Source organism: Haloactinopolyspora sp. (assembly GCF_027324685.1).
GTDB lineage: Bacteria > Actinomycetota > Actinomycetes > Jiangellales > Jiangellaceae > Haloactinopolyspora.
This window is the reverse complement of sequence record NZ_DAHVSH010000115.1, coordinates 1-3,929: the sequence shown is the minus strand read 5'-3', so window position 1 is coordinate 3,929 and position 3,929 is coordinate 1. Positions and strand designations below refer to the sequence as shown.

The following is a 3,929-nucleotide window of genomic DNA, read 5'->3' as shown; positions in this document are numbered from 1 at the left end:
TGAGCGCCTGGGCGCCCGCATCACCGCTGACCCGGGGCGTGCTTTCGGACGGGTCCTGGTGTGGGGCTTCGTGGGATTCAACATCGCGATCTTCGCGTTCTTGATCCTGTCGTCGGTCAAGCCGACCCCGGAGATCTTCCGTGCCCCGTGGGGGCTTCCGGACTCGCTGCATCTGGAGAATTGGCGCACCGCGTGGAGCGAAGGCGGCTTCGCCCGGGCGACGGCCAACACCGTGGCGCTGGCGCTGGCCGGTTCGGTGTCCACGCTGGCGGTCTCGGCGCCGGCGGCGTATGTCCTCAGCCGGGTACGCCGACGTTCGGCCGGCCCGCTGACCGTGTTCTTCGTGCTGGGTCTCGGCATTCCCGCCCAGGTCACCGTCATTCCCCTGTTCGAGATGATGGCCCGGGTCGGCTTGGTCAACAGCCTGTTCGGGCTGTATCTCATCTACACCGCGACGCACGTCCCGTTCACGGTGTTCCTGCTGACCGGCTTCATGCGCTCGTTGCCGAGCGAAATCGAGGAGGCGGCGGCCATCGACGGCGCCTCGCCGATGCGCAGCTTCGTCCAGGTGATGCTTCCGCTGGCTCGCTCGGGCTTGGTGACGGTGCTGGTGCTCAATGCCATCTCAATGTGGAACGAGACGCTGCTGGGCATCGTGTTCCTGCAGAGCGTCGACAATTACACCCTGTCGCTGGCGGTGCTCAACTTCCTGTCCAGCATGCAGTTCTCCGGGGCCGATTACGGCGGGCTGTTCGCGGGTGTGTGCATCCTCGTGTTGCCGATGCTGATTCTGTACGCATGGCTGGGCCGGCGGATCGTGGAGGGCATCACGCTCGGAGCGGGGAAGTGAACACCCGGCGGTGCGATAATCGAGCCGACTCGGGGGCGTGGGGGTGACGTGAACGAATCGGTACGCAAGGCAGCCGACGTGCTTTCGGCTCTCGCCGAAGCCGGCCGCGACATGAGCGCGCGCGAGATCAGCGTGCTCACCGACGTTCCCAAAAGCACCGCACAGCGCCTGCTGCAGGCCCTGGACGAGCGCGGTCTGGTGCGCCAGGACAGCGAGTCCCGCAGGTACGGCCTCGGCCCCATGACGCTGACCCTCGGCATGGCCTATCTGGACCGGATCGACGTGCGCGATCAAGCGCTGCCGCACATGATGCGGCTACGGGACGAGCTCGACGAAACCATCGCTCTCGCCGTCCGGGCCGGCACCGCACGGATCTACGTCGAGCAGGTCGAGGCACGATCCGGACTCAAGGTGAAGGCCGAACTCGGGCGGCCGTATCCGCTGTGGGCCGGTGCCGCCGGGCGCGTGCTGTTGGCAGCGCTGTCCCGAGACGACATCATCCGGTTCACCGTCGAGGTCGGCGAGGCGGCGTTCACGCATGTCACCCCGCCGACCGTGAACGGCCTGCTCGCCCAGATCGACGAGGTGCGCCGGCGTGGTTACGCGTGGGCGTTCGAAGAGACCATCCGCGGCGTGCACACCGTCGCCGCGCCCATTCGCGTCTCCCCGTCCGATGTCGCGGTGCTGAGCGTGTCCGGGCCGTCGACGCGATTCAACGAGGACCTGATGGAGGCCGCGACCGGCCCGCTGGTCAGCGCTGCCGCCGCGATCTCGGCCTCGATGGGCTACCCCGATCCCTTCCCCGAGCCGGACCTCTCCCCTGGGCCGTCGTGACTCGATCGGTCACCTGGGCTGATGCCACCGCCACCAGAACGCCGATGACCACGAGGTCAAAGGTGATCTGCACCACGGTGACCACCCGGGCGACCTGGCCCACCGCATGCACGTCGCCGTACCCGACGGTACCGAGGGTGACGACGGTGTAGTAGAGCGCGTCGGTTCGCGTCGACAGGCCGTCGAACTCTCCCGGCATGTTCCGCTGGATCAGGTAGTAGCCCAGCGAGAAGAACACGATCACCGCATAGAGGACCGTCAGCACACCCAGCAACCTCGCTCCGGCGTCGGGCGGCCTGGCCACGAAGTGGCGGACTTGCCGGCCGACGAGCCAGATCAGCCCGGCGATCCCGCCGACGAAGACGACGAGTCCAGCGAGGTCTGAGACGTGTCCCGCGCGCAGCGGCAGACCGTAGTACACGGCCAGCAGGCAGGCCAACGTGGCGGTACTGCGCGCTGCCCGCGCGATGAACCCCACGCCACCCTCAGCCACAACTCCTCAGCTTGGTCATGGCCCGATCCGGTGACTTCACCCGTGTGGGGTGATGCCGTCGCTTCCGCCGGCCGCGATCGTGATGGCAAGCGGGTCGGTCCAGCTTGCGGCCGATCGCGTGCGAGGGAGGAATCATGACTGACGTCCGCTCTTTCCACGACGAGCCTCGACAGGCCTCGCCCTGGGCGACCGGGGGTGTCGTCTTCGCCGCCACCGTGATGGTCATGGTGGGAGCGTTCCAGTTCTTTCAGGGCCTGGCCGCCGTCATCGAAGATCAGTTCTTCGTGACGCTGCCGAACTACGCTTTCGAAGTCGACGTCTCCACTTGGGGATGGGTGCACCTCATCCTCGGCGCGCTTCTGGTCCTCGCCGGCTTCGGGCTGTTGTCCGGCAACGCTGTGGCCGGGGGCGTGGCCATCTTGCTGGCGATCCTCAGCGCCATCGCCAACTTCTTCGTCATCCCCTACTACCCGTTCTGGGCGTTGCTGATCATCGCCGTCGACATCTTCGTCGTCTGGGCCATCACCCGCTCAGGCATATTCGACAGTTGACGACTTGCGTCCTGCTCAGAGCAGGCCCAGCTCGCGAGCGCGGTCGACGGCTTGCCTTCGGTTGCCCACGTGGAACTTCCGGTAGACCGACTTGAGGTGCGTCTTGACCGTGTTCACGCTGAGGACGTGGGCGGCGGCGATCTCCTCCAGCGACAACCTGGAGGGCAGGTCGCGGAGCAGATCGAGTTCGCGGCTGGTCAAGGTCTCGCCGTAGACCGTGGCCAGATTCATGCTGCGAGCCGCCAAGACCTGGCTGACGAACTCCTCGTACTCCGCAAAGCGCCCTCCGTTGTGCATGAGCATCGACCTGACGCCGGCCGATGCTGCCGCGAACTCACGCAACAACTGCCGCGGCGCCGCTAGAGCCAGCGCCTGCACGATGGCTTCGTGGGCGCGCGCCGGTTCGTTCATCTCCACGGCCAGGTGAGCGGCCAGCAGACTTCCAGCGACGTGCGAGTTCACCGAATGACACACCGCGGCCCCGGAGGTCACCCGGGCCAGCGAGTTGAGCGCGGCTGTCCGCCGCCCATGTTGGCCCTGCAGCAGTGCCCGCATGACCAGGGCGTCGCCGGATTCGCCGAGCAACCGCTCGACTCGAGCCAGCACGTCGGCCGCGGCGGCGTCATCACCGAGGGAGATCGCCATCCGGAGCTCGCTCAAACAGAAGGTGGACGCGCTGCCGGGGAGCAACCGCAGGTCGTCGGACGACCACGACAGCCGCACGTGCCTGAGCGCCTCGTGCTGGCTGCCGGCTCCGTCGCAGGCGAGCAGCGCTTCCAACAGCCGCAACGACTCGCCGACTTCCGGCTCCACGCCGCCGTCGATCACCGAAGCCTGCGAGAGGTACATCGCCGCGACATCGTTCTCGAGCCGCTGCCAGGCCGCATGGGCCGCGGCCACGTAGGCCGGCGCCATCCGCGCCGTATGGGCCCATCCTCGAGCCGTGGCGAGCTCGACCGCGGCTGTCGTGCGCCGCTGTACGGCGGCGAAGTCGCCGGTTGCTTCGGCGCAGGCCGTGAGGTAGCTCAAGCATTCCACGGCCACCGCGTCGTACCCGTCTTGACGTGCCAGGTGCAGCGCCGCTTCCAGATCCGCCTCGGCCCGTGGGTAGTCGGTCAGCCACAGCCGCAGGACACCCCGGTGCACTGCTGCCAGAGCTTTCAACTCCGGGCTCACCGGTGCTGCCTGCTCGCTGAGCGAG

At 67.5% G+C, this 3,929-nt stretch carries 5 protein-coding genes; 3 read left to right on the top strand and 2 right to left on the bottom strand.

The genetic code is table 11. From position 1 onward, the window contains the following. Both M6444_RS13165 and M6444_RS13160 read left to right on the top strand, forming a co-directional pair. Positions 1-850, top strand: an 850-nt coding sequence (locus M6444_RS13165) for a carbohydrate ABC transporter permease (protein WP_298328023.1), incomplete at its 5' end; no start/stop codon positions are given. A 48-nt stretch (positions 851-898) separates the two neighbouring features. Continuing rightward, positions 899-1,684, top strand: a complete 786-nt coding sequence (locus M6444_RS13160; RefSeq protein ID WP_298328021.1) for an IclR family transcriptional regulator — start codon at positions 899-901, stop codon at positions 1,682-1,684. Here M6444_RS13160 and M6444_RS13155 read toward each other — a convergent pair. Continuing rightward, positions 1,602-2,177: a potassium channel family protein gene (locus M6444_RS13155; protein ID WP_298328019.1), complete on the bottom strand. Its 576-nt coding sequence runs from the start codon at positions 2,175-2,177 to the stop codon at positions 1,602-1,604. The genes M6444_RS13160 and M6444_RS13155 overlap by 83 nt on opposite strands. Before the next feature lie 134 nt (positions 2,178-2,311). On the opposite strand from M6444_RS13155, the gene M6444_RS13150 reads away from it, so the two are divergent. Then, complete coding sequence (locus M6444_RS13150; protein ID WP_298328017.1) at positions 2,312-2,728, top strand: hypothetical protein; 417 nt, start codon at positions 2,312-2,314, stop codon at positions 2,726-2,728. A 15-nt stretch (positions 2,729-2,743) separates the two neighbouring features. On the opposite strand, the gene M6444_RS13145 is transcribed toward M6444_RS13150, so the two are convergent. Then, on the bottom strand, positions 2,744-3,929 hold a 1,186-nt coding region (locus M6444_RS13145; RefSeq protein WP_298328015.1), incomplete at its 5' end, for a LuxR C-terminal-related transcriptional regulator.